The organism is Aureimonas sp. Leaf454, from assembly GCF_001424685.1.
Lineage (GTDB): Bacteria > Pseudomonadota > Alphaproteobacteria > Rhizobiales > Rhizobiaceae > Plantimonas.
On the sequence record NZ_LMQT01000019.1, the window covers coordinates 240,652 to 266,536 of the forward strand.

22 protein-coding genes are annotated in these 25,885 nt (G+C 65.2%); 8 read left to right on the plus strand and 14 right to left on the minus strand.

Annotation, left to right across the window (positions count from 1 at the left end):
- The first annotated feature begins 3 nt into the window (after positions 1-3).
- The 5 genes from rnr to rpmG all read left to right on the plus strand — a co-directional run bounded on the left by rnr (position 4) and on the right by rpmG (position 4,983).
- On the plus strand, positions 4-2,283 hold the full coding sequence (gene rnr / locus ASG43_RS12595) for a ribonuclease R (protein ID WP_056505311.1): 2,280 nt from the start codon (positions 4-6) through the stop codon (positions 2,281-2,283).
- Positions 2,280-2,726, plus strand: coding sequence for a DUF983 domain-containing protein (locus ASG43_RS12600; protein WP_056505314.1), 447 nt, complete (start codon positions 2,280-2,282; stop codon positions 2,724-2,726). The genes rnr and ASG43_RS12600 overlap by 4 nt, the downstream gene beginning before the upstream one ends.
- Positions 2,692-3,429: a hypothetical protein gene (locus tag ASG43_RS12605; protein WP_056505317.1), complete on the plus strand. Its 738-nt coding sequence runs from the start codon at positions 2,692-2,694 to the stop codon at positions 3,427-3,429. The genes ASG43_RS12600 and ASG43_RS12605 overlap by 35 nt, the downstream gene beginning before the upstream one ends.
- Positions 3,430-3,433: 4 nt before the next feature.
- A complete protein-coding gene (locus ASG43_RS12610; protein ID WP_056505320.1) occupies positions 3,434-4,627 on the plus strand; it encodes an MFS transporter in 1,194 nt (397 codons plus the stop codon).
- 188 nt (positions 4,628-4,815) lie between these two features.
- Positions 4,816-4,983 (plus strand): 50S ribosomal protein L33, encoded by a 168-nt coding sequence (gene rpmG / locus ASG43_RS12615; protein WP_056505323.1) that lies wholly within the window; start codon positions 4,816-4,818, stop codon positions 4,981-4,983.
- A gap of 386 nt (positions 4,984-5,369) precedes the next feature.
- Here the strand turns inward: rpmG and ASG43_RS12620 are convergent, their stop codons facing one another.
- The gene (locus ASG43_RS12620; RefSeq protein WP_056505326.1) at positions 5,370-6,734 is read right to left on the minus strand and encodes a PleD family two-component system response regulator; all 1,365 of its coding nucleotides are present in this window, start codon (positions 6,732-6,734) and stop codon (positions 5,370-5,372) included.
- A gap of 10 nt (positions 6,735-6,744) precedes the next feature.
- A complete protein-coding gene (locus ASG43_RS12625; RefSeq protein WP_056505329.1) occupies positions 6,745-7,116 on the minus strand; it encodes a response regulator in 372 nt (123 codons plus the stop codon).
- 118 nt (positions 7,117-7,234) lie between these two features.
- On the opposite strand from ASG43_RS12625, the gene ASG43_RS12630 reads away from it, so the two are divergent.
- The 3 genes from ASG43_RS12630 to ASG43_RS12640 are packed head-to-tail and all read left to right on the plus strand — an operon-like array spanning position 7,235 to position 9,580.
- The gene (locus ASG43_RS12630; protein WP_244488084.1) at positions 7,235-7,546 is read left to right on the plus strand and encodes a DUF3572 domain-containing protein; all 312 of its coding nucleotides are present in this window, start codon (positions 7,235-7,237) and stop codon (positions 7,544-7,546) included.
- On the plus strand, positions 7,543-8,232 hold the full coding sequence (locus tag ASG43_RS12635) for a hypothetical protein (protein WP_056505337.1): 690 nt from the start codon (positions 7,543-7,545) through the stop codon (positions 8,230-8,232). Before ASG43_RS12630 ends, ASG43_RS12635 begins: the two co-directional genes overlap by 4 nt.
- 10 nt (positions 8,233-8,242) lie before the next feature.
- Positions 8,243-9,580: a DNA polymerase IV gene (locus ASG43_RS12640; RefSeq protein WP_056505340.1), complete on the plus strand. Its 1,338-nt coding sequence runs from the start codon at positions 8,243-8,245 to the stop codon at positions 9,578-9,580.
- 120 nt (positions 9,581-9,700) lie between these two features.
- Here ASG43_RS12640 and dnaE read toward each other — a convergent pair whose 3' ends face one another.
- From dnaE to nuoK, 12 genes are all read right to left on the minus strand, one after another.
- The gene (gene dnaE, locus ASG43_RS12645; protein ID WP_056505343.1) at positions 9,701-13,192 is read right to left on the minus strand and encodes a DNA polymerase III subunit alpha; all 3,492 of its coding nucleotides are present in this window, start codon (positions 13,190-13,192) and stop codon (positions 9,701-9,703) included.
- Positions 13,193-13,582: 390 nt separating this feature from the next.
- Complete coding sequence (locus ASG43_RS12650) at positions 13,583-14,287, minus strand: ABC transporter ATP-binding protein (protein ID WP_056505345.1); 705 nt, start codon at positions 14,285-14,287, stop codon at positions 13,583-13,585.
- The gene (locus ASG43_RS12655; RefSeq protein WP_056505349.1) at positions 14,284-15,591 is read right to left on the minus strand and encodes a lipoprotein-releasing ABC transporter permease subunit; all 1,308 of its coding nucleotides are present in this window, start codon (positions 15,589-15,591) and stop codon (positions 14,284-14,286) included. Before ASG43_RS12655 ends, ASG43_RS12650 begins: the two co-directional genes overlap by 4 nt.
- Positions 15,588-16,910 carry a proline--tRNA ligase gene (gene proS, locus ASG43_RS12660; RefSeq protein WP_056505352.1) on the minus strand — a complete coding sequence of 441 codons (1,323 nt, stop codon included), beginning with the start codon at positions 16,908-16,910 and terminating at the stop codon, positions 15,588-15,590. Before proS ends, ASG43_RS12655 begins: the two co-directional genes overlap by 4 nt.
- A gap of 442 nt (positions 16,911-17,352) precedes the next feature.
- Positions 17,353-17,619, minus strand: coding sequence for a DUF1467 family protein (locus tag ASG43_RS12665; RefSeq protein ID WP_056505355.1), 267 nt, complete (start codon positions 17,617-17,619; stop codon positions 17,353-17,355).
- A 3-nt stretch (positions 17,620-17,622) separates the two neighbouring features.
- The gene (gene mce / locus ASG43_RS12670) at positions 17,623-18,027 is read right to left on the minus strand and encodes a methylmalonyl-CoA epimerase (RefSeq protein WP_056505358.1); all 405 of its coding nucleotides are present in this window, start codon (positions 18,025-18,027) and stop codon (positions 17,623-17,625) included.
- Between the two features lie 11 nt (positions 18,028-18,038).
- Positions 18,039-19,649, minus strand: a complete 1,611-nt coding sequence (locus ASG43_RS12675) for a ribonuclease J (RefSeq protein ID WP_082490891.1) — start codon at positions 19,647-19,649, stop codon at positions 18,039-18,041.
- A gap of 130 nt (positions 19,650-19,779) precedes the next feature.
- Positions 19,780-20,529: a biotin--[acetyl-CoA-carboxylase] ligase gene (locus ASG43_RS12680; RefSeq protein WP_244488085.1), complete on the minus strand. Its 750-nt coding sequence runs from the start codon at positions 20,527-20,529 to the stop codon at positions 19,780-19,782.
- Positions 20,530-20,579: 50 nt separating this feature from the next.
- Positions 20,580-22,022 (minus strand): NADH-quinone oxidoreductase subunit NuoN, encoded by a 1,443-nt coding sequence (nuoN, locus tag ASG43_RS12685; protein ID WP_056505366.1) that lies wholly within the window; start codon positions 22,020-22,022, stop codon positions 20,580-20,582.
- 17 nt (positions 22,023-22,039) lie between these two features.
- Positions 22,040-23,551 (minus strand): NADH-quinone oxidoreductase subunit M, encoded by a 1,512-nt coding sequence (locus ASG43_RS12690; protein WP_056505369.1) that lies wholly within the window; start codon positions 23,549-23,551, stop codon positions 22,040-22,042.
- On the minus strand, positions 23,551-25,554 hold the full coding sequence (nuoL, locus tag ASG43_RS12695) for an NADH-quinone oxidoreductase subunit L (protein WP_056505371.1): 2,004 nt from the start codon (positions 25,552-25,554) through the stop codon (positions 23,551-23,553). The genes ASG43_RS12690 and nuoL overlap by 1 nt, the downstream gene beginning before the upstream one ends.
- 8 nt (positions 25,555-25,562) lie before the next feature.
- Complete coding sequence (gene nuoK, locus ASG43_RS12700; protein ID WP_056505374.1) at positions 25,563-25,871, minus strand: NADH-quinone oxidoreductase subunit NuoK; 309 nt, start codon at positions 25,869-25,871, stop codon at positions 25,563-25,565.
- Positions 25,872-25,885: the final 14 nt, after the last annotated feature.

The following is a 25,885-nucleotide window of genomic DNA, read 5'->3' on the forward strand; positions in this document are numbered from 1 at the left end:
GACATGGCCAAGCGCGCGAAACCCTTCGACATGAAGACGGTGCTGACGCGCGAGGCCATCCTCCGGTTCATCGCCGACAATCCGGACAAGGCGGGCAAACGCGACCTCGCCAAGGCGTTCGGCGTGAAGGGCGAAAACCGGATCCTCCTCAAGGATCTCATCTCCGAGCTTCAGTCCGAGGGACTGATCGAGGGGGGTCGCAAGCGGTTCTCGCGGCCCGGCGCCCTGCCGGACGTGACGGTGCTCGAAGTTCGGCGGCGCGACGATGATGGCGGACTCCTGGCGGAGCCCGTCGGCTACGACGGCGACGATCGGCCGGTCTTCGAAATCCGTCAGAGCGATGGAGGCCCTGCCGCGGGCATCGGCGACCGCGTGCTGGCGCGGCTCGACCGGGAGGATCCCAACCGCCCGCTGGCAAGGGTCATCCGCGTCCTGGAGAAGAAGACCGCCATCGCCCTCGGCGTCTTCCGGCCGATGCCGGGCGGCGGCGGGCTGATCGAACCCGTGGAGCGCCGGCAACCCGAATACATCGTCGCGCCTGGCGACCGGCTGGGCGCCGAGCCCGGCGATCTCGTCGAGATCGAGCCGATCGACCGGGGCCGGACCGGCTTGCCGGCCGGGCGCGTGATCGGCGTCGTCGGATCGATGGAGAGCGAGCGCGCGATCTCGACCATCGCGCTCCACGCCCATTCCATTCCTCATGTCTTTCCCCATCCCGTGCTCGCCGAAGCCGAAGCGGCGCCCGAGACCGTCCCGTTGGTCGATCGCGAGGACTGGCGCGATCTGCCGCTCGTCACGATCGACCCGGCCGATGCCAAGGACCACGACGACGCGGTCCATGCCCGTCCCGACGAGGACGGCGGCAATCCCGGCGGCTTCGTCGCGACCGTCGCCATCGCCGACGTCTCCTGGTACGTGCGCCCGGGCTCGAGGCTCGACGAGGAAGCGCGTCAGCGCGGAAACTCCGTCTACTTCCCCGACCGCGTCGTTCCGATGCTGCCCGAGCGAATCTCGAACGATCTCTGCTCGCTGAAACCGGACGTGGACCGGCCGGCGCTCGCCGTGCGCATGATCTTCGATGCCCAGGGCGAGAAGCTTCGGCACACGTTCCATCGCATCCTGATGAAGAGCCACGCCAAGATCGCCTATCAGGAGGCGCAAGGCGCCATCGACGGCGCGCCCTCCCCGGTTCCGGCCGACATCCTGAACGAGGTTCTGCGACCGCTCTGGGACTGCTACGCCGCCCTGAAGACGGCCCGCGAGAAGCGTCAGCCGCTCGATCTGGATCTTCCGGAGAAGAAGATCATCCTCGGCCCGGACGGCGAGGTCGACCGCGTCATCGTGCCGGAGCGGCTCGATGCGCATCGGCTGATCGAGGAGTTCATGATCCAGGCCAATGTCGCGGCGGCCGAGACGCTGGAGGACCGGCGGCAATCTCTGATCTACCGCGCGCACGATGCGCCCTCGCTCTCCAAGCTCGAAGGCCTTCGCGACTTCCTGCGCACGCTGGACATCTCGCTCGCCAAGGGCGGATCGCTGCGACCCTCGCATTTCAACGGCATCCTCGCGCAGGTGAAGGATGGCGAGCACGAGAGCCTCGTCAACGAGGTGGTGCTGCGTTCGCAGAGCCAAGCTCTCTACTCGCCCGAGAACATCGGCCATTTCGGCCTCAACCTGATGCGCTACGCGCATTTCACCTCGCCCATCCGTCGCTATGCCGACCTTATCGTGCATCGGGCCCTCGTCACCGCGCTGAAGCTCGGCGAGGGCGGCCTCAGCGAGGAGGACGAGGCGCAGCTGGAGGAGACGGCCGAGACGATCTCGCGGGCCGAGCGCCGGGCCATGGCGGCCGAGCGCGACACGGTGGACCGGCTGATCGCCCATCATCTGGCGGCCCGCATCGGCGAGACCTTCGACGGACGCATAGCCGGCGTGACGAAAGCGGGGCTCTTCGTCGTGCTTCCGGCCTTTGGCGCGGACGGCTTCGTCCCCATATCAACGCTTGGAAACGAGTATTTTTCCTACGACGAGGTTGCCCATTCGCTGATCGGCAGCCGCAGCGGGCACGGATATCGTCTCGGCGATCCCGTCGAGGTCAAACTGGCGGAAGCCATCCCGCTCGCGGGTTCGATGCGCTTCGAGATGGTGACGGAGCCGCGCAAGCTGCCGGGCTCCACCGCGTCTTATCACAAGGCCGCAGGTCGGCCCTCCCGGCGACCCGGCGGCTCTCGTCCGGGCTCCAAGGGCAAGACCGCTTCCGGCCGCACGAGGACGAAACGATGAAGGTTGAAACAACCGAACGCCCGACCCTCCACCGGGACGGCGAAACGCAGGGCGCCAGCGCCCTCCCCGCCCGCTCGGTCTGGCAGGCGATCCAGCGCGGCTTTCGGTGCCGCTGCCCGAATTGCGGCGAGGGGAAGCTCTTCGCGGGCTATCTGCAAAGCGTCGACGCCTGCGCGGTCTGCGGCGAGGAGTTCACCCACCACCGCGCCGACGATCTCCCGCCCTACCTCACCGTCTTCATCGTCGGCCACATCGTCGTCGCGCTCTTCATGGCGTCGGAGGAGATGGTAGACCTGTCGATGTGGGCGCATCTCGCGATCTGGGTGCCGACGACGCTCCTTCTCTCGCTCGTGCTCCTGCGGCCCCTCAAGGGCGCGACCATCGGGCTGCAATGGGCCATCCGGATGCATGGCTTCGGTCATCCCGAGCACGCAGATCACTGACGCCGCGATCTGGCGTCGGCCGCCGCGCGACGCGGCGACGCTGATCCTCGTCGACACCACGTCCGCGCGACGGCGGATCCTGCTCGGCCGTCGCAGCGAGAGCCTCGTCTTCATGGCCGGCAAATACGTCTTTCCCGGCGGCCGCGTCGACCCGTCCGACCTGAAGCTGGCGCGCTCGATGTGCGAGCCCCATCCGATCCTCGAACGCCTGCAGGTGAAAACCTCCCGTCGGTTCGGTCCGCATCGGGCTCTGGCCGTGGTCCTCGCCGGGATCCGGGAGACCTTCGAGGAGGTGGGGCTGATGATCGGTCGCCCGACATCGCCCGGCGCTCTCCTGCCGGGGGGCGCCGCCTGGAGCGCCTTCGCCCAAGCGGGACTTGCGCCGGACATGGATCGCATCGTTCCGGTGGCTCGTGCCATCACCCCGCCCGGCCATGTCCGCAGATACGACACGCGGTTCTTCCTGGTCGATGCGCGCGCCATCGCGCACCGGGTCCCCTTCGCGGATCGATCGGATCGGGAGCTCGATTCGGCCGATTGGTTCACGCTCGACGAAGCCTTCGCGCTCGATCTTCCCGACATTACGCGCCGTGTGCTTTCGGACGTCGCGGCAAGGATCGAAGACGACGAGAGCTTAAAGGTCGATGGAGCGATGCCCTTCTACCGCACCCGCAACGGCAGCCCCGTCCGGGAGACGATCTGACGCCATGAGCGAAGCCGAAACGAGCACGGCGCGAGGCGATCCGGATACGGACCGAATCGACTGGATCGCGGCCAGCGCCGCCATCGCCTCGATCAGCGCCGTCGGCATCGCCCTGGGCCTCGGCCTGCCGCTTCTCAGCGTGATTCTGGAGAACCGGGGGATTTCGCCGACGATGATCGGGCTGAACAGCGCGATGGCGGGCATTGCCTCGCTGCTGGCCGCACCGATGGTCACTCCGATCGCCCGTCGCATCGGCGTCCGGACGACGATGATCCTGTCGATCCTCGCAGCCGCCGCGTCCGCGATGGGCTTCTATCTTCTCGAGCCATTCTGGACCTGGTTCCCGCTTCGGCTCGTCTTCCACTTCTCCATCACCGCCCTCTTCATCCTGTCGGAATTCTGGATCAACGCGGCGGCTCCCCCGACCCGCCGCGGCCTCATCCTCGGGATCTACGCGACGTTTCTGTCGCTCGGCTTCGCCCTTGGTCCCTGGATCTTCTCGCAGATCGGATCGGAAGGTGTCCTGCCTTTCGCGATCGGCTCGAGCGTCATTCTCGCCTCGCTCGTTCCGCTGCTGATCGCCTGGAGCCGCGAACCGCTGATCGGCGATCGGCAAGGCAACGCCTTCTGGCGGCATCTCTTCTCCGTTCCAACGGCGACAGCCGCCGTGCTCGTGTTCGGAGCCGTCGAGTCCGGTGGGTTCGCGCTGTTTCCGATTTTCGGAACGATGGCCGGCTTCGAGGAAGCTCATGCCGCCCAGCTCCTGACGGCGATCGGCCTCGGCAACGTGCTGCTGCAGATCCCGATCGGCCTCTACAGCGACAAGGTGCGCGACCGGCGTTCCCTCCTCCTCCTCTTCGCCGCCATCGGCCTCCTCGGTTCGCTCTGTCTTCCGTTTCTCGTCGACGACTGGTGGACGATGGCTCTCGTCCTCTTCGTCTGGGGCGGCTGCGTCGCCGGGCTTTACACGGTCGGACTTGCCCATCTCGGGTCCAAGCTCGCGGGCTCGGAGCTTGCCTCGGCCAACGCCGCCTTCATCTTCTGCTACTCGGTCGGCATGCTGATCGGTCCGCAGATCATCGGCGGATCTCTCGACATGTTCGGGGCTTCCGGATTTGGTTGGGCACTTGCGCTGTTCTTTGCGGCCTATGTGATGCTCGCCGCAGCGAGGCTGGCGCGAGGCGTGCGCGCGAGTTGACTTTTTCACCCCCTCGCGACATAAGGCCCGGGATGAGCCGGGCGTCCGCCGGGCGCGAATACGCGCCTATGCAGTCGGTCGGGACGCCGAAGAACCGGCACCGTTCAGAATCACTGCCGACGATTTCGCGATATAGGATCGCGCCGTGACGGGCAGGACAACATTGCGCAGGGCGTGGGAAGACCGACATGGCGAAGGCGACGACGATCAAGATCAAGCTGCTCAGCACGGCTGAGACCGGCTATTTCTACGTCACGACGAAGAACAGCCGCACGATGACCGACAAGATGGTCAAGACGAAGTACGACCCGATCGCGCGCAAGCACGTCGACTTCCGCGAGACCAAGATCAAGTAAGAAGCTTCGCTTCTCCGATCGACGAATGCGCCGCCTCATGGGCGGCGTTTTCGTTGGGAGGTCGTCGCGGGATCAGGGGCACAGACCATCCCCACCCCGTCGATTAGACCATAGTGGGAAAGATGGTCGACCGGCACCCGGCAGCGGCACGAGGATACCGCATTGAGCCTGAATGCCGGCCGACCGCCCCAAGGATCCGAGAGTTTGCGGCGGACCCGGATTGCCCCTGAGGCGTCTCAAGCCATTTCGCGAGCGAAAACGGCTATTTGTCTCAAGGACAAGCGTCGACTGAATCGGCGTTCAGAGCAAGTCCCGCATGGGCACTCACTGACCATATCGCAAGGAATGGTTAAGCTCGTCGACGATTCGGCGGCGCCGACAATGCGTCAGGCCGCCAGCGTCATGATGCGGTTCCGGCCGTTGCGCTTGGCTTCGTAGAGAGCACGGTCCGCTCGCTTCAGAACCGAATCGGCGTCGTCTCCGGCCCTCAGGACGGCATAGCCGACGCTGACGGTGACCTGATGCTGCTCGGCGCCGACTTGGAAAAGCGTATCCGATGTCGACGCCCGGATCCGTTCGGCGACGCCGCGCGCGACGCGTTCATCGGCGTCCGGCATCAGCACGACGAACTCCTCGCCTCCGAATCGGCAGGCAAGATCGCTCGCCCGCAGGCCTTCGTTCACGCGGGCGGCGAACTGGCGCAGAACCGCGTCGCCCACATCGTGCCCGAAGCCGTCGTTGATTCGCTTGAAGTGATCGATGTCGGCGATGAGAACGGCGAGGGGCCGCTGATCGTTCTCGGCACGTTCGATGAGTTTGGGAAGATGCGTCTCGAGGAAGCGCCGGTTGCTCAGTCCCGTCAGGGGATCGGTGACGGCGAGTTCGATCGTGCGGCGGAGCGACCGCCGCAGGCTCTCGTCGTAGCGGCGTCGCTTGACCTGCGTGCGCACGCGAGCCCGCAACTCGTTGCGATCGATGGGCGTGAGGAGATAGTCGTTGGCGCCGAGCTCCATGGCCTTGGCGACGCGCATCTCGTCGGCGGAATCGGCGATGAGAAGAATGGGAATCTGTCGAAGCGTATCGCTCGATCGGATCTTCGAGCAGAGCCGCAGCGGATCGTAGGTCTCTGCTGCGAGATCGATGACGAAGAGGTCCGCCGATTCGGCATCGGGGCTTCGCAGAAACGCCTCCCCCCGCGGGAGTTCTCCCACCTCTTGCTCGTCTCGCAGCAGCTTGCCGATGCGCAGCGCCATCCCCAATGTGTCCTCGACCACGAAGATCTTGCCGCCGAGACCCGCACCCGCGAGATCGAGAAGCAGATCGTTGGAGGACACGAGACTGGCGGTCGTCTCGGCGCGGACGCGCAGTTCGTCCGTCAGGAGCTTCAAGCGCGTCAAGCTGCGCACGCGGCTGAACAGCTGGAGATCGCGAACCGGCTTGGTGAGGAAGTCGTCTGCGCCGGCCTCCAGTCCCGTGACGCGATCGGCCGGGGAGTTCAGCGCGGTGATGAGGACGATCGGCAGATGGCGCGTCCTCGGGTCACGCTTCAACCGACGGCAGACTTCGTAGCCGTCCATGTTCGGCATCATCACGTCGAGAAGCACGAGATCGACCGCCTGGCTCGCACAGATGGCGAGCGCTTCGGCGCCGCTGCGAGCCAGCGCGACCTCGTAATATTCCGCGTTCAACCGCGCTTCGAGAAGGCGCAGGTTCACATCCATATCGTCGACGACGAGGATTCGCGCGGACATTTCCGATCTTTCAGGCGTCGCCCAGGAAGGACTTGATGGTCTCGATGAATTTCGTGACCGAGATGGGCTTCGAGATATAGGCTTCGCATCCGCCCTTGCGAATGCGCTCCTCATCGCCCTTCATCGCAAAAGCGGTGACGGCGATCACGGGAATCTTGTGAAGCTCGCTATCCGCCTTGAGCTCCTTGGTCACGTCCAGACCGGAAATCTCCGGCAGTTGAATGTCCATGAGGATCAAATCAGGGTGATGCTCCCTTGCGAGGGCAACCGCCGTCAGTCCGCTACGGGTTTGCACCGTGCGGTAGCCGTGCGCCTCGATGAGATCGCGGAAGAGCTTCATGTTCAGCTCGTTGTCCTCGACGATCATCACGGTCTTCGTCATCCGCCGCACTCCAAGGTTCAGCCGGTCCGCGTCGATTTCTCGAGCGGATGAATCGAACCATAGCCGAATTTGATTTAAGAATTGGGTATCTGATATCCCGCGAAAGGAATCGTGTCCTTTGTCAAGTTCGAAACATCGAGAGCGGAGCGACCCCTCGATCGAAGCGGCCGAAGCCATGGGCGTGAAGGCCCTGCAGTTCCTGGCGTCCGATCCCGTTCAGCTGCACCGGTTTCTCGATCTCAGCGGTCTGCGCCCGCAGGAGCTACGGGCGGCCGCTTCCGAACCCGCCTTCTTCGCCGGTCTCCTCGATTTCCTTCTCGGCCATGAGCCCACCCTCCTCGCCTTCGCCGCCGAGGCCGATGTTGCGCCGGAGGACGTCGCCGCGGCTCGCCGGTCGCTGTCCGCCGCTTTCGGCGCGCCCGCTCCATGAAGCGGGCGCCGACGACGCAGGGACCGGCGCTGACCGATCTTCCGAGGCGGCACGAGGCTCTCGTCGTCCTCGACATCGACGAGGTGGTCATCCACTTCATCGAGCCCTTCCGGGCCCTTCTCGAGGAGCAGGGTGCCCGTCTCCACGTCGAAAACTTCCGTCTGACGGGCAATGTGCGCTCCCTCTCGACGGGCGTCGCCCTGACCGGACACGAATTGGACAGGCTGACGGAGCGGCTCTACGAGGAGCAGGAGGCCCGACAGGGGCTGGTGGAGGGCGTGAGAGAGGCGATCGACGAGATGTCGGGCTCGGCCGACATCGTCTTCCTCACCGCCATGACCCCGTCCTTCTATCCCGTGCGCCGCCGCCATCTCGACGCCTCGGGCCTGGAGCAGCCGATGATCGCGACCGAACGCTCGAAGGGAGCGGTGGTCGCGGAGATGGCCGTACTCCGGACGGGCCCGATCGTCTTCGTCGACGACCTGCCGCCGAACCTCCTCACCGTTGGTCGAAGCGTTCCCGGCGCCCATCTCGTGCATCTCATGGCGAGCGAGACCTTTCGCGCCCATCTCCCGCCCCTGCCGCCCGGTGCCGTCGGCGCGCGCGACTGGCCCCATGCGCGCCAACTCATTCTCCAGAGGATCACGGGTGCGCCACCCTTGCCGGACACGGCCGGCGGCGCTTAGATCCGAACCCATGGGCTCGCCCGCGAAAGCTCCGCTCTATCCGCTTGCCGGTCTTTGCCGCGACTGCCTTTCCCCGCAGATCGTGGATGCTCGGCGATGCGCGGCCTGCGGCAGTCCGCGCGTGCTGCGGCATCCCGAGCTGGATGCCCTCTCGATCGCGCATCTCGACTGCGACGCCTTCTATGCGGCGGTCGAAAAGCGGGATCGACCCGATCTCGCGGACAAGCCGCTGATCATCGGAGGGGGGCGGCGGGGCGTCGTCACGACCGCCTGCTACATCGCCCGCATCAGCGGCGTGCGATCGGCCATGCCGATGTTCAAGGCGCTGCAGCTCTGCCCCGAGGCCGTGATCATCCGGCCCGACATGGCGAAATACGCCGCCGTCGGCCGCGAGGTGCGCGAGCGCATGCGCGCCATCACGCCTCTCGTCGAACCGCTCTCGATCGACGAGGCCTTCATGGATCTCTCCGGCACGGAGCGGATGCACGGCGAGCCGAGCGCGGTGACGCTGGCGCGCCTTGCGGCCGGCATCGAGAAGGATCTGCGGATCTCCGTCTCGATCGGCCTCTCCCACAACAAGTTCCTCGCCAAGATCGCCTCCGATCTCCAGAAACCGCGCGGCTTCTCCGTGATCGGCCGGGCGGAGACGATGTCGTTCCTGGCGGAGCGTCCGATCTCGGCGATCTGGGGCGTCGGTGCGGCGACCTCGGCCATGTTGGCCCGGGACGGTCTCACGCGGATCTCGCAGCTCCAGGCGATGACGGAGGTCGACCTGATGCGCCGTCACGGCACGACTGGCCAACGCCTGTGGCGGCTTGGACGGGGCATCGACGCGCGGGCGGTCAATCCGCGCGGGGACGCCAAGAGCATTTCGGCGGAGACGACGTTCAACACGGACCTGTCGTCGCGCGAGGATCTTCTTCCGATCCTGCGCTCGCTGTCGGAAAAGGTGGCGCGGCGCCTGAAGGCGACCGAACTGTCGGCGGCGACGATCGTCCTGAAGCTGAAGAGCGCCGACTTCAAGATCCGGACGAGAAACCGCAAGCTGCCCCATCCGACCCGGCTCGCAGACCGGATCTTCGATGCGGGACGACGCATGATCGAGAAAGAGCTCGATGGAACTAGCTTTCGCCTGATCGGCATCGGTTGCAACGATTTCGAGCCGGCCCACCTCGCCGACCCCCCCGATCTCGTCGATCCCGGCGCCGCCAAACGCGCTCTGGCCGAGGCCGCGCTCGATAAGCTGCGCGAAAAATTCGGCAACGCGTCGATCGAGACGGGTCACACGTTCCGGGCCCGTCCGGTGGACGCACCCGCTTCCTCGCTGCGCAAGGTGGAGGACGTTTAGCGAGTCCTCCGAGTCGTTTGCGCTGGAGCCTTCAGACGTCGATTCTGCCCGCTGAAGCGATGGATGAAGGTGCGATCCCCGGGGCGTCGACGCGGATCGCTCTCGCGATCCGGACGTCGGTCAAGACAATTCCACCTCCAGGACGCCCGGCGCGGCCTTGATGGCGCTCGCCATCTGCGGCGAGACGCGGTAGCGGCCGGGCAGCGCGATCTCGATCTCGCGCTCGCCCCCGGAGCGGATGAGCACGACGGAGACCTCCGCATCGCCTCCGCCCTGCAACTGGTTCCGGAAGCTGGTGAGGGGCTTGGCGTCCCGCATGAAGACCCGGAGCGCCTTCTGCATCCGGACCGCCTCGTCCTCCAGGGACTGCACCGACTGGGCGCGCAGCGACACGCCCTCCGGCCGCTCCTCGGCGCCGACGAGGATGATGACGGACGCGCCGGGCTCCAGAAGCTCGCGATACTGCGTCAGCATCTCCGAAAACAGCACGACCTCGTATTGTCCGCTCGAATCGGACAGGGAGATGATGCCGATCTTGCCGCCGGTTCGCGTCTTGCGCTCCTGGCGGGACGTCACGGTGCCCGCGAGCTTGCCCGCCGTCGCACCGCGCCGGACGCCCGCGACCACCTCCGCATGGGTCTTCACGTTGAGGCGCTTAAGTGTCGAGCGATATTCGTCGAGCGGGTGGGCGGAGAGATAGAAGCCGATCGCGCCGAATTCGCGCATCAGCTTCTCCGTCGATGTCCAGCCCTGCGACTCCAGGAGATGCAGACGCTCGGGCTCGCCGCCCGCGCTTCCGAACATGTCGTTCTGGCCCGATATGCGGCCCTCCGCCAGACGTGCGGCATAGCCGGCGAGGCGTTCGAGATTGGCGGTGAGACGCGCGCGGTCGTGCCCGAAGCAGTCGAGCGCACCGGCCGCGATGAGATTCTCCATGGTGCGCTTGCCGACGATCTTGGGATCGATGCGGGCGCAGAAGTCCTCCACGCTGGCGAATCCCTTGTCTCCGCGGACCTCCACGATGTGCTCGACGGCCTGCTCGCCGACGCCCTTGATGGCGGCGAGCGAATAGAAGATCCGATTGCCCTCGACCTCGAAAGGCTTGTGCGAGCTGCGCACGGAGGGCGGCACGACCTCGATGCCGAGGCGGGCGGCATCCATGCGGAAGTCGTTCAGCTTGTCGGTGTTGCCGGTGTCGAGCGTCATCGACGCCGCCAGGAACTCAGCCGGATAGTTCGCCTTGAGATAGGCGGTCTGGTAGGCGACGAGCGCATACGCCGCCGCATGGCTCTTGTTGAAGCCGTAGTCGGCGAACTTGGCGAGCAGGTCGAAGATCATGTTCGACTGAGGCTTGGTCAGCCCGTTCTTCACCGCGCCCTCGACGAAGCGCACGCGCTGCACGTCCATCTCCGCGCGGATCTTCTTGCCCATCGCGCGGCGCAGGAGATCGGCCTCGCCGAGCGAATAGCCCGACAGGACCTGCGCGATCTGCATCACCTGTTCCTGATAGATGATGACGCCCTGCGTCTCCTTCAGGATGCTCTCGATCATCGGATGGAGGAAATCGGGCTCCTCTTCCCCGTGCTTGCGCGCATTGTAGGTCGGGATGTTCTCCATCGGACCCGGACGATAGAGCGCGACGAGGGCGATGATGTCCTCGAACCGGTCAGGCCGCATGCCGATCAGCGCCTTGCGCATGCCGACCGATTCCACCTGGAACACGCCGACCGTCTCGCCGCGCGTCAGCATTTCGTACGACTTCTTGTCGTCGAGCGGCAGGCTGCCGAGATCGATCGCGACGCCGCGGCGCGCGATGAGATCGACGGCCGTCTTCAGTGTCGTCAGCGTCTTCAGGCCGAGGAAGTCGAACTTCACGAGGCCGGCCTGCTCGACCCACTTCATGTTGTACTGCGTGACCGGCATGTCGGAGCGCGGATCGCGGTACATCGGCACGAGTTTCGACAGCGGCCGATCGCCGATGACGATACCGGCGGCGTGGGTCGAGGCGTGGCGATAGAGACCCTCGAGCTTCAAAGCGATGGAGATCAGGCGATCGACGATCTCCTCCTTCTCGCGGGCTTCCTGAAGGCGCGGCTCCTCGATCAACGCCTGCGCAAGCGTCACGGGATTGGCGGGGTTCGCCGGCACCATCTTGCAGAGCTTGTCGACATGGCCGTAGCTCATTTCGAGAACGCGGCCGACGTCGCGCAGGCAGGCGCGCGCCTGGAGCGTCCCGAAGGTGATGATCTGCCCGACCTGCTCGCGGCCGTACTTGTCCTGCACGTAGCGGATGACCTCGCCGCGCCGGTCCTGGCAGAAGTCGATGTCGAAATCCGGCATCGAGACGCGATCGGGATTGAGGAAGCGCTCGAACAGAAGCGCGAACCGCAGAGGGTCGAGATCGGTGATCGTCAGCGAATAGGCGACGAGCGAGCCGGCGCCCGAACCGCGGCCCGGGCCGACCGGGATGCCTTGCGCCTTGGCCCATTTGATGAAGTCGGCGACGATAAGGAAGTAGCCGGGAAACTTCATCCGCTCGATCACGTCGAGCTCGAAGGCGAGACGCTCGCGATAGGCCTCCGCCGTCTGACCGTCGCAGGGACCATGGGCGGCGAGCCGCGCCTCGAGCCCCTCCTCCGCCTGACGGCGAAGCTCCAGGGCTTCGGCGCGTTCCGCTTCGGCCGCATCCGCATCCGCGCCGGCGAAGCGCGGAAGAATCGGCTTTCGCGTCCTCGGGCGATGAGAGCAGCGCCGGGCGATCTCGATCGTGTTCTCTAGCGCCTCCGGCAGGTCGGCGAAGAGCTCGGCCATCTCCGCCTGATTCTTCAGGCAGTGATCGCGCGTCAGACGGCGGCGGTCCTCCTGGCTCACCAGCCGGTTGCCCGCGACCGCGATCAGGGCATCATGGGCATCGAAATCGTCGGGACAGTAGAAGAACGGCTCATTGGTGGCGACCAGCGGCAGCTCCAGCGCGTAGGCGAGACGCACGGTCTCGCTCTCGATCCGGCGTCCCCGCCCCTCCTGGCGCTGAAGCTCGACATAGAGACGGTCGCCGTAGAGCCCGGCCAGGGCTTGGAGACGCGCCTCCGCAATGCCCGAGCGCCCCGCCGAGATGGCGGCTCCGATCGGTCCGAGCGGACCGCCGGTCAGCGCAATGATGCCCTCGGTTCGCGATCGCAGCCAATCGAGCTTCACATGCGGCCGGGCGTCGGCTGCATGTCCGAGATAGGCGAGCGACACGATCTCGACGAGATTCTGGTACCCGACTTCGGTCGCCGCGATGAGGACCAGCGGCGCCTCCGGAGCAAGCGTCGCGCGCTCGCGCTGCGCGGCCGAAGCATCGGGATCGGCATCGCCGAAGTCGACATCGAGCTGGCAGCCGACGATCGGCTGAATTCCCGACTTCGCGGCCTTTTCCGAGAACTCGAGCGCGCCGAAAAGGTTGTTGGTGTCGGCGATCCCGATCGCCGGTGCACCGTCGGCCTTGGCATGCTTGACGATCTGGTCGATGCGCAGAGCGCCTTCGAGGAGCGAGAAGGCGCTGTGGGTCCGAAGATGGATGAACCGCAGCGGCGTTGCCTTGCCGTCGTCCACGCCCGTCGCCTCGCCCATGGTCCGCTCCGATCCCGTTCGCTGCAGGCCGCGACCATGCCGCTCGCAGTGCTCAGGAGTCGACGGCTAGGGCTCGCATTTCACAAGATAATTCGTCGCATCACAGCACTTGGATGACGACGGAGAAGCCGGTGATGAAGACGGCGACGGCGGCGAGCGATGCGAGATCCTTGAGGAAGAGCGTCATGGCGTAGGTCTCCAATGTCTGATGTTCCTGTTTTGTTCCTTTTGACGTCGCGAGTCAACAGACCGGATTGCGCCGCAAGCGCGAGGGTGAAGAGATCGTTCATGCGTCGCGGCGAGGCTGGGATGCGATCCTGGAGAGGGCGCGCCGCGCGCCGGCGAAAATCACGGACGTTCCCCGCCCGCTCGCGTGAACTCCGAGACGCCCTAAAGGTGGGCGCCGAGATCGAGCGGCACGATCTTGCCGCCTTCCAGCGTGATCGCTCGATCCATGCGGGCCGCGAGCTGGTGATTGTGGGTGGCGATGAGGGCCGCGACACCCGACTGGCGCACCAGGGCCGTCAACGCGTCGAACACATAGCCCGACGTGTGTGGATCGAGATTGCCGGTCGGCTCGTCGGCTAGGAGGACGTAGGGGTTGTTCGCGACCGCGCGCGCGATCGCCACGCGCTGCTGCTCGCCGCCCGAAAGCTCGGCGGGGCGGTGAGACGCGCGCGGTCCGATGCGCATGTAGTCGAGCAGCTGGCGCGCCCGCTCCGCCGCCTGCTTCTGTCCGAGGCCGGCGATCAGCTGCGGGATCATCACGTTCTCGAGCGCCGAGAATTCCGGCAGAAGATGATGGAACTGGTAGACGAAGCCAATCGCCTGTCGGCGCATGGCGGTGCGCCGAGCGTCCTCCAGCGTGCCGCAGGCCTCCCCGTTGATGTAGACCTCGCCGCCATCCGGTCTCTCGAGCAGCCCTGCGATGTGCAGGAGGGTCGACTTGCCGGCGCCGGAGGGCGCGACAAGCGCGACCATTTCGCCCGGCATGATCTCGAAGTCCGCGCCGTCGAGGATCGTCAGGCGATCCTCGCCCTGCGCATAGTGGCGCTCGACGCGATCGAGACGGAGGGAATGCGGGCCGTCGGTCATTCGTATCTCAAGGCCTCGACCGGATCGAGCTTGGACGCTCTCCAGGCGGGAAACAGGGTCGCGACGAAGGAGAGCCCGATCGTGACCGCGACCACGGAGACGACTTCTGAGACGTCGACCTCGGCCGGCAAGCGGCTGAGGAAGTAGAATTCGGGATCGAAGAGGCTGCGGCCCGAGATCCAGGAGAAGAACTGCCGGAGGTTCTCGATGTTGACGCAGAAGAGAATGCCGAGGACGAGCCCCGCGATCGTACCGAGCGTGCCGATGGAGACGCCGGTGATCATGAAGACGCGCAGGATGGTGGCGCGCGTGGCTCCCATGGTCCTCAGGATGGCGATGTCCCGCCCCTTGTCCTTCACGAGCATGAAGAGGCCGGAGATGATGTTCAGCGTCGCGACCAGAACGATGAGGGTCAGGATGATGAACATGACGTTCCGCTCGACCTGCAGAGCGGAGAAGAAGGACTCGTTCACCTGCTGCCAGGTGTAGGTGTAGTTCGGTCGCGCGGCGGCCTGCTCAACCGGGGCCTGCAGATCGCGAACCCGGTCCGGATCGGCCACGAAGACCTCGATCGACTGTGCGCGCTCCTCTTCGTTGAAGAAGAGCTGCGCTTCGGCGAAGGGCATGTAGATGTAGGATTTGTCGAAGTCCGACAGGCCGATCTCGAAGATCGCGGTCACGGGATAGGACTTGCGCCGCGGCACCACGCCGAGCGGCGTCTGGTCGCCCTCCGGTGCCAGGAGCGTGATCGTGTCGCCGAGCGCAAGGCCGAGTGCCTGGGCCAGACGACTGCCGACGGCAAGACCGCCCCCCGTATCGAAGCCTTCCAGCGTGCCGAGGAGGACGTTGTCCGAGATCGGCTTCAGCTTGTAGAGATCCTCGCCGCGCACACCCTTGACGAGCGCCGGGGCGCGTCCGCCGGTCGGGCCGGTGGCGAGAACCTCGCCCTGGACGAGCGGCATCGCCGAAGCGACGCCGGGCACGGCGGAGATGCGGGTCGCGACGTCCGCATAGTCCGTCATCGGCGTGTCGGACCAGTTCACGACGATGTGGCCGTTGACCCCGAGGATGCGGCTGAGAAGCTCGGTGCGGAACCCGTTCATCACCGACATCACGATGATGAGGGCGGCGACGCCCAGCGCGATGCCGGCGAAGGAGAAGCCCGCGATCGCCGAAACGCCGCCATTGCGGCGGCGCGCCCGCATGTAGCGCCCCGCGATCATCCACTCGAAGCGCGAGAAGGGCTTCGTCGCGAGCGTCGCGGTGGCGGACGCCGCGTTCGGCTCGGCGGCGGCGACCGTCATCCGCGCAGCCGCTGAACGACGTCGTGGATCGGCAGGGTCTCGCGCTCGCCGGTCGCGCGATGCTTCAGTTCCGCCTCGCCCGACTTCGCGCCGCGCGGTCCGACGATCACCTGCACCGGCAGACCGATGAGATCCATCGTCGCGAACTTCGCGCCCGCCCGCGTGTCCTCGTCATCGAGGAGAACGTCGAAGCCGGCGGCCTGGAGATCCGCGTAGAGCTTGTCGCAGGCGGCATCGCAATCGGCGTCGCCGGGCTTCATGTTGACGATGCCGACGTCGAAAGGCGCGACACCTTTCGGCCAGACGATGCCGGCCTCGTCGTGGCTCGCCTCGATGATGGCCGCGATGAGCCGGCTCGGACCGATACCGTAGGAGCCCATGAAGACCGGCCGGTCCTTGCCGTCGGGCCCGGTGACGACCGCCTTCATCGGTTCGGAATACTTGGTGCCGAAATGGAAGATGTGGCCGACCTCGATGCCGCGGGCCGCGAGGCGCTGATCCTCCGGAACGCTCTCGAAGGCGCCCTCGTCGTGCATCTCCTCCGTCGCGGCGTAGAGCGTCGTCCACTGCTCCACGATCCGAGCAAGGGCCGCCGCATCGTCGAAATCGACGCCCTCGCCCGGCACCGGCAGCTCCAGGAAGTCCTTGTGGCAGAAGACCTGGCTCTCGCCGGTCGAGGCGAGAATAATGAACTCATGGCTGAGCTCCCCCCCGATCGGACCGGTATCGGCCCGCATGGGGATGGCCTTCAGGCCGAGACGCTCGAACGTGCGCAGATAGGCCACGAACATGCGGTCATAGGATGCCTTGGACGATTCGTAGTCGAGATCGAAGGAATAGGCGTCCTTCATCAGGAATTCGCGTGACCGCATCACGCCGAAGCGCGGGCGGACCTCGTCGCGGAACTTCCACTGGATGTGGTAGAGATTGAGCGGAAGGTCCTTGTAGGATCGCACGTAGGAGCGGACGATCTCCGTCACCATCTCCTCGTTGGTCGGACCGAACAGCAATTCGCGTTCGTGCCGGTCCTCGATCCGCAGCATTTCCTTGCCGTAATCGTCGTAGCGCCCGCTCTCACGCCAGAGATCGGCCGACTGGATCGTCGGCATCAGCATCTCGATGGCGCCGGCACGGTTCTGCTCCTCGCGGACGATCGCGCTGACCTTGTCCAGAACGCGCTTGCCGAGCGGCAGCCAGGAATAGATGCCCGCGGATTGCTGGCGGATCATGCCCGCCCGCAGCATCAGCCGATGCGAGATGATCTCGGCTTCCTTCGGCGTTTCTTTCAGGATGGGCAGGAAGTAACGCGACAGGCGCATACGCGATCGATCTTTCGGGAGGGCTCGGGACGGCGATGGTCCATCCTTGTCCATCGAGCTCGTGTTCGGCTGAATCATGACGGGCCGATCAAGATCTCGGCCCGCGGACACGGATCTGGTCATAGCCGCTCGACCGAACCTTGGAAAGCCGTCCTTCCCTGCCCAGTTTTGCAGCGCTCCCTGCTTACGAATGCGACGTGCAAGCCGTCGATGTGACACACACGTGAAATTTTACGTGACAAGTTGGCGCGGCCGAACTACGGTTGGTGCATAAGATGAATGTCGCAAAGACGTTCGAAGCGCGGTCTAGTCTCGGGAGGACGTGATTTTCGGCGCCGGACTTATCGGCTGCCCCGAACAATGTATTCGGCGTAAAATCCAGACCTGCAGGACTCAAATGCAAGACGAAGGTCTTGCATTTTTTTTGTGCATTGCTGGGAGCCTATGTCCCGGGAATGATGTGCGGCAGCGAATCGGGTCCGATCCCCCAGACTTCCGTCACGAGATAGAATCCAGCGAACACGAGCAGGGAGACGCAGGTCGTCCAGAACGCCTTGCGCGGAAAGCTGAAGGTCGTCGGAGCGCTGTGCGCCGTGCCCAGGATCACGTCGTCGTCGTCGACCTGGCTGCGCATGCCGATCGGCAGGATCGCGAAAAGGACGGTCCACCAGATCACGAAATAGATGGCAAGGGCGGTGATCCAGCCCATGGTTCAGACCTCCTCGAGTTCGACCAGCGTTCCAAACATCTCGGCAGGATGCAGGAAGAGAACCGGCTTCCCATGCGCGCCGATCTTCTGCTCGCCCGACCCGAGCACGCGCGCGCCGGACCGAACGAGCCTGTCCCGCGCCGCCGCGAGGTCGGCGACCTCGTAGCAGACGTGGTGCATTCCGCCCGCGGGATGGCGCGCGAGGAACGCCTCGATCGGCGAGCCTTCCCCGAGCACGCCCAGAAGCTCGACCTTGGCGTTGCCGAGATCGACGAAGACGACCTGGACCCCGTGCTCCGGCAGATCGACCGCCTCCGAGACCGTCGCGCCCAGAGTCTCGGCATAGCGCGCCGCCGCGATGCCGAGATCGGGCACCGCGATGGCGACATGATTGAGGCGGCCAAGCATCGCTGCGCTCCTCAGCCGCGGATGACGAAAACGGTGACGATGGGCTTCTTGCCCCAGACGGCATTCGCCTCGGCTCGCGCCGCGCGTCGCGCCGCCTCGCGCACCATGTCGAGATCCTTGCGCCGCTCGCGCGGGATGCTGTCGATCGCTTCCGCGACGGCATCGATCAGCGTCTCTTCGAACTCCTCGCCCTCGCGGTCACGCTTGGGGAGGCCGAGGCAGACGACGTCCGGATCGTTGCGAAGATCGAGCTTCTGCGTCAGTTCGACGAGAACGGTGATGTGCCCCGCCAGGGACAGGCGCCGTCGCTCCGGAATGCCCATCTCCTCGGCGGTGCCGATCATGGTTCCGTCCTTGTAGAGACGTCCGGCCGGAATTTCGTCGACGATCTCGGCGACGCCGGGTGCCAGGCGCACCATCTTGCCGTTGCGCGCTTCCACGACCTCGGGAACACCGAGCTCCTTGGCGAAAAGCGCATGCGCCTTCAGATGCGCGGCTTCGCCATGCGCGGGAACCGCGATCCTCGGCTTCACCCAGTCGTACATCTGCTTCATCTCGCTCCGGCGAGGATGGCCAGAGACGTGGACGAGTCGATCGCGATCCTCGATGATCTCGACGCCCTGCTCGATCAGGGCGTTCTTGATGTCGATGATGCCCTTCTCGTTGCCGGGAATGGCCCGCGAGGAGAAGATGACGGCATCACCCTTGGAGAGGGCGACCGTCGGATGCTCGTCCCGCGCCAGCCGCGCGAGCGCCGCACGCGGCTCGCCCTGACTCCCCGTCAGGATGATCACGGCCTTCTCGCGCGGAATGTAGCCGAAATCCTGCTCGTCGAGGAAGGGCGGCAGACCGTCGAGATAGCCGAGCTCGCCCGCGACATCGACCATGCGCTTCATCGAGCGGCCGAGCAGAAGGGTCTGTCGACCGGAATCGGCCGCTGCCTGCGCGACCGCGCGGATCCGCCCGATATTGGACGAGAAGGTCGTGACGGCAACGCGCCCCTTCGCCTCCGTGATGATCTCGCGGAGCGAGGTTCCCACTTCGGATTCGCTCGGGCTGACGCCCTCGCGCATCGCGTTCGTCGAATCGCAGACGAGCGCCAGGACGCCCTCGGCGCCGATCTCGCGCAGCCGCTTCTCGTCGGTCGGCAGACCCAATGCGGGATGGGCATCGATCTTCCAGTCGCCGGTGTGGACGACCGTCCCGAAGGAGGTTCGGATCGCGAGCGCGACCGGCTCCGGGATCGAATGCGTGACGTTGATCGCCTCGATCGAGAAGGGTCCGACCTCGAAGGTCTCGCCGGCCTGGAAGATCGTCACGGGGATCTTCGGTGCGCCGGGTTCCCCCTCCCGCTTGGCCGCGAGAAGAGCGGCAGTGAAGGGCGAGGCATAGACGGGCGCCTTCAGGCGCGGCCAGAGATCGAGCAGCGCCCCGTAATGGTCTTCGTGCGCATGGGTGATCACGATGCCCCGGATCCGCGAGCGCTGCCGCTCGAGAAAGCGGATGTCGGGAAAGACGAGGTCGACGCCGGGAAAGTCGGGACCGGCGAAGGAGACGCCGCAATCGACGACGAGCCATTCGCGGTCGTGTTCGGGTCCATAGCCGTAGGCGGCGAGATTCATACCGATCTCACCGATGCCGCCGAGCGGCAGGAAAACGAGTTCTGTCAAAGGTTTGTCACTTCACGTTCAAAGGGCGATTCCGCCGGTTCATGTCTTGATTCAAGGTGCCGTTATGCGATGCGGCTCATCGTCAATGTCGTGTCGGGGAACAGCCGGGCGCCGAATGCGTCCCTCCGGTTCCGAGAAGAAAGAGATCACCAGCAGATATGGAGCGGCGACCTCCGTCGTCCTCCTCCAAAATCAGCCGACCGTCGGATTCCAGACCGACGAAGCGACCGGACAGCGGACCTTCCGCTAGGTTGACCGTGCAGGCTGATCCGATTCCGGCGGCGTGGCTCAGCCAGGCCTCGCGAACCGCCTGGAAATTGCGACCCTGCGACCAAAGCGCCAAGGCTGCTTCCACGCCGCCGGCCAGTGCGACGAACGTCTCCTCGACATTCGCAGCGACGCCGGCTTGGCGCAGGCTCGTCGTGGGATACGGCGTATCGTCGGGACTGTGGCCGACATTTACACCACATCCGATCACGACAGCCAGACGTCCGTCGGCCAGCCGCTCGCTTTCGACCAGGATGCCCACGGTCTTGCAGCCGTCAATCAGGATATCGTTCGGCCATTTGATCGTGACGGGAGGACCGTCGCGCGAGACGAGGCCGGCCAGTCCGTTCCGCACGCCGAGCGCGACGACGAGGGGAAGGTTCAGAAGATCGTCGGTCCGGGCGGGATCGATGAGCAGGAGACTGGCATAGAGATTACCGGCTTCCGACACCCAGGCCCTGCCCCGCCGACCGCGCCCGGCCGACTGCCGGGCCGCCGTCACCCAGAGCGCGCCTGGGTCACCCGCACGGGCCGCTTCCAGTGCGATGACATTGGTCGATCCCACATCTTCCAGCGCCAGACGCCGCCGGGATCCGCGCCGGTCGGGTGCCACCGTCAGAAGAATGTCCGCGCGGCGGCTTCGGCGGCGGCGAAGAGCGGGCCACCGACGAGGAGATAGACCGGGAAGATGAACAGCGCGGCCGCGCCCAGCACGACGCGAAGCTCCATCGCCATCGGAACGAAGCGCTCGGCGGGTTCATCGAACCACATGACCTTCACGATGCGCAGATAGTAATAAAGGCCGACGACGCTGGTGAGGACGCCGATCACGGCGAGACCGTAGAGCCCCGACTGCACCGCCGCCATGAAGACGAAGTATTTGGCGAAGAAACCGGCGAGCGGCGGGAGGCCGGCGAGCGACAGCATCAGGATCGTCAGCAGCAGCGCCATGACGGGATTGGTCCGCGACAGGCCGGACAGTTCCGAAATATCCTCGACCATGCCCTCGCGACGCCGCATGGCGAGAATGACGGCGAAGGAGCCGAGCGTCATCGTCATGTAGATCGCCATGTAGAGGAGCACGCCGCGCACGCCCTCCACATTGGCCGCGGCCAGCCCCACCAGCGCGAAGCCCATGTGGCTGATCGAGGAATAGGCCATCAGGCGCTTGATGTTGCGCTGGCCGATCGCGGCGAAGGCGCCGAAGCCCATCGAGGCGATCGAGATGAAGACGACGACCTGCTGCCAGTCGGCGGTCAGCGGCGCAAAGCCTTCCACCGTGAAGCGCGTCAGCATGGCGAAGGCGGCGACCTTCGGCGCGCCTGCGAAAAATGCGGTCACCGGGGTCGGCGAGCCCTCGTAGACGTCGGGCGTCCACATGTGGAACGGCACGGCCGAGATCTTGAAGGCGAGACCCGCCATGACGAAGACGAGGCCGACCGCGAGACCGAAGGTGCGCCCCTCCGCCTGAAGAGCCGCGGCAATGGCGGTGAACTCGATCTGGCCGGTGAAGCCGTAGACCATCGAGGCGCCATACAGCAGCATGCCGGACGACAGCGCGCCGAGGATGAAATATTTCAGGCCGGCTTCCGTCGAACGGACGTTGTCGCGGTTGAAGGCGGCAATGACGTAGGAGGCGAGCGAGAGGAGTTCGAGACCGAGATAGAGCGCGATGAGGTCACCCGCCGACACCATCAGCATCATGCCGATCGTGGCGAGCACGAGAAGGACCGGAAACTCGAAGCGATGAAACTTCTCGATCTCGGCATAGCCGACGGACATCACGATGACGGCGCCGGACCCGATCAGAACGAGGAGCTTCATGAAACGGGCGAAGGGATCGAGGACGAAGGAGCCGTTGAAGGCCACGCCCGTCGGTGTCGCGAAAATCAGCCAGAGCGCCGCGACCAGGACGAGGACGGCCGCCAGAGCCGAGACGAGCTTGGCGCTACCCTCGCCCAGGAACACGCCGATCATCAGGAGCACCATGGCGCCGCCCCCGAGGATGAGCTCGGGGCCGATGATCGACAGGCTTCCGGACAGGGTTTCGGTCAGCATCGGTCAGGGTCTTTCGATCACTGCGCGAGCGCGAGGGCGTTGGCCGCCTCGAGCGCCGCGGTGTAGCTTTTCAGGAGCGTGTCGACGGAGGCCGCCGTCACGTTGAAAACCGGCATCGGGTAAACGCCGAAGAAGATGGTGAGGACCGCGAGCGGGTAGAGAAGGATTTTCTCGCGCCGGTCGAGATCGAGAATCCCCATCAGCGACTCCTTCGTCAGCGCCCCGAAAATCACGCGGCGGTACAGCCAGAGAGCATAGGCGGCCGACAGGATGACGCCCGTCGTCGCGAAGATCGCAACCCAGGTGTTCGCACGGAAGACCGCCAGCAGCGTCAGGAATTCGCCGACGAAGCCGGACGTGCCGGGAAGGCCGACATTGGCCATGGTGAAGAGGAGGAACACCGTCGCGTAGGCCGGCATGCGGCTGACGAGCCCGCCATAGGCGGCGATGTCGCGCGTGTGCATCCGGTCGTAGACGACGCCGACGCAGAGGAAGAGCGCGCCCGACACGAGGCCGTGGCTCAGCATCTGGAAGATCGCGCCCTGCACGCCCTGCTCGTTGGCGGCGAAGATGCCCATGGTCACGAAGCCCATATGGGCGACGGAGGAATAGGCGATCAGCTTCTTAATGTCCTCCTGCATCAGCGCGACGAGCGACGTGTAGATGATCGCCACGGCCGAGAGCGTGAACACCAGCGGCGCGAAATCCGCGGACGCCAGCGGAAACATCGGCAGCGAGAAGCGGATGAAGCCGTAGCCGCCGAGCTTCAGGAGGATGCCTGCCAGAATCACCGATCCGGCCGTCGGCGCCTCGACGTGGGCGTCGGGAAGCCATGTGTGGACGGGCCACATCGGCATCTTCACCGCGAAGCTCGCAAAGAAGGCCAGCCAGAGCCAGGTCTGCATCTCCGCGGGAAAACGCGCCTGGAGAAGCTCGGGGATCGAGGACGTTCCGGCGGTCCAGAACATCGCCATGATCGCGACGAGCATGAGGACCGAGCCGAGGAAGGTGTAGAGGAAGAACTTGTAGCTCGCATAGACGCGGCGCTTGCCGCCCCAGACGCCGATGATCAGGAACATCGGGATGAGGCCGCCCTCGAAGAAGATGTAGAAGAGCACGATGTCGAGCGCGCAGAACACGCCGACGACCAGCGTCTCCAGCACGAGGAAGGCGACCATGTACTCCTTCACGCGGACCTGCACGGACTCCCAGCTGGCCAGGATGCAGATCGGCATGAGGAAGGTCGTTAGGATGACGAAGAGCAGCGAAATGCCGTCGACGCCCATGTGGTAGGTGATGCCTGTTCCGAGCCAGTCGGCCCGTTCGACGAACTGGAAGCCCGCATCGGCGTTGTCGAAGCCGATCCAGATGAACAGCGACAGGATGAAGGTGACGACCGTCGTGTAGAGCGCGATCAGCCGGATGTTGTGCTTCTGCGCGGCCGTCTCGTCCCGCATGAGAAGGATCAGCACCACGCCGACCAGCGGCGCGAACGTCACCAGCGAGAGGATCGGAAAGTCGATGCTCATCAGCTTGCTCCTCCGACCATCATCCAGGTCACGAGCGCGGCGACGCCGATCAGCATGGCGAAGGCGTAGTGGTAGAGATAACCCGTCTGCAAGCGCACGACACGATCGGTGACGTCGAGCACGCGCGCCGAAATGCCGTCAGGCCCGAGCCGATCGATGACCTGTCCGTCACCCTGCTTCCAGAGGAAGCGGCCGAGCGACTTGGCCGAGCGCACGAACAGGACGTCGTAGAGCTCGTCGAAATACCACTTGTTCAGGAGGAAGCGATACAGGCCCCGATGCGTCGCCGCGGTCTGAACGGGCAGCGACGGATTGCGGATGTAGAACTGGAAGGCCAGCGCGAAGCCGATGATCATCGCGATGAACGGCGACCACTTCACCAGCGCCGGCACCGAATGCATGTCGTGCAGGACGTGGTTCTCCGCGCCCGTGAACAGAGCGGCGTTCCAGAATTCGCCGTAACCTTCGCCGATGAAGAACGGTGCGAACACGATACCGGCAAAGACCGCGCCGACGGCGAGGATGTAGAGCGGGACGAGCATGATCGGCGGGGATTCGTGGATGTGGTGCATGACCTCGTGGCTCGCCCGCGGCTTGCCGTGGAACGTCATGAAGATCAGCCGCCACGAGTAGAAGCTCGTCATCAAGGCCGCGATCACGGTCATCCCGAAACCGTAGAGCGCGAAGCTGTTGTGACCGACGAACGCGCTCTCGATGATGGCGTCCTTCGAGTAATAGCCGGCGGTCAGCGGGAAGCCCGTCAGCGCGAGCGTTCCGATGACCATCATCCGATAGGTCTTCGGGATGTGCTTGCGCAGGCCGCCCATGTTGCGCATGTCCTGCTCGTCCGAGACGGCGTGAATGACGGAGCCGGCGCCGAGGAAGAGCAACGCCTTGAAGAAGGCGTGCGTGAAGAGGTGGAAGACCGCGGCCCCGTAGGCGCCGACACCCAGCGCGACGAACATGTAGCCGAGCTGCGAGCACGTGGAATAGGCGATGACGCGCTTGATGTCGTTCTGAACGAGACCGACCGTCGCCGCGAAGAAGGCCGTCGTCGCCCCGATGAAGGTGACGAAGGTCAGCGCAGAATGGCTGAGCTCGAAGACCGGAGACATGCGGGCGAGCATGAAGACGCCGGCGGTCACCATGGTGGCGGCGTGGATCAGTGCTGAGACCGGCGTCGGGCCTTCCATGGCGTCGGGGAGCCAGGTGTGGAGACCGAGCTGCGCCGACTTGCCCATCGCGCCCATGAAGAGGAGCAGGCAGACGATCGTCAGCGCGGCGCCCATGGTCAGCGGATAGCCCGCAAAGGTGAGGACGATGTCGCCGGCATGCGCCGTGGCACCTTCCGCCGCCGTGGCGCCGGCTTCGTGGCTCATCGAGGCCGCGACGTCCGCCGCCCCTGCAAAGATCGTGTCGAGATTGACCGATCCGAACAAAGCGAAGATGCCGAAAATGCCCAGCGCGAAGCCGAAGTCGCCGACGCGATTGACGACGAAGGCCTTCATGGCGGCCGCGTTCGCCGACGGCTTCTTGTACCAGAAACCGATCAGAAGGTAGGAGGCGAGGCCGACGCCCTCCCAGCCGAAGAACATCTGGACGAGGTTGTTCGACGTCACCAGCATGAGCATGGCGAAGGTAAAGAGCGAGAGATAGGCGAAGAAGCGCGGCCGATGCGGATCGTGGTGCATGTAGCCGATCGAGTAGGTGTGGACGAGCGCCGACACCGTGTTCACGACGACGAGCATGACGAGCGTCAGCCGGTCGATGCGCAGCGACCAGGAGACGTCGAGCGCGCCCGACTGCATCCACTGAAGGAGCATGATGCGCTGCGTCTCACCCTCGCCGAAGCCGAAGGAGATGAAGGCGATCCACGACAGGAGCGCGGACACGATGAGCAGCCCGGTCGTGACGTATTCGGAAGCCTTGGCACCGATCGAGTTGCCGAAGAACCCGACGATCAGGAAGCCGATGAGCGGAAGAAGGACGATCGTCTGATACATCGCTCGGCTCAGCCTTTCATGGTGTTGACGTCTTCGACCGCGATCGAGCCGCGGTTGCGGAAGAAGACGACGAGGATCGCAAGGCCGATGGCGGCTTCCGCCGCCGCGACGGTCAGGATGAAGAGCGCGAAGACCTGACCAACGAGATCGTTCAGGAAGGCCGAGAATGCGACGAGGTTCAGGTTCACCGACAGAAGGATCAGCTCGATCGACATCAGGATCGTGATGACATTCTTACGGTTGAGAAAGATGCCGAAGACGCCCGTCACGAAGAGGATGGCGCCGACGGTGAGGTAGTGGCCGAGACCGACTTCCATGATGCGTATCCTTG